This is a genomic window from Oceanobacillus saliphilus (genome assembly GCF_023522835.1).
Lineage (GTDB): Bacteria > Bacillota > Bacilli > Bacillales > Amphibacillaceae > Oceanobacillus > Oceanobacillus saliphilus.
On the sequence record NZ_JALCZU010000129.1, the window covers coordinates 1 to 271 of the forward strand.

Genomic DNA, 271 nt, shown 5'->3' on the forward strand with positions numbered 1-271 from the left:
CGCATCGACATCGTCCTCGACAACGCCGGCTTCGAGCTGTACGTCGACCTCATCCTCGCCGGGTACCTGCTGTCGGCCGGCCTCGCCACGACGGTGGTGCTCCACCCAAAGTCGATCCCGTGGTTCGTGTCGGACGTGCTGCCGAGCGACTTCGCCGCTCTCCTTGGCGCCGTGGCCAGCCCGAGGACGTTCTTTGAGACGCCGTCGGACGAGGAGCTCAACCAGGACGCGACTCCGGCGCCGCTGTCGGGCGCCGAGGCGGATGAGCTGT

Annotated in this window: 1 protein-coding gene; it reads left to right on the forward strand. The window is 68.3% G+C overall.

Annotated features, from left to right (window positions below; all coding sequences use genetic code 11):
- Positions 1-271, forward strand: a 271-nt coding sequence (locus tag MN204_RS21850) for an ARMT1-like domain-containing protein (RefSeq protein ID WP_249872936.1), incomplete at both ends; no start/stop codon positions are given.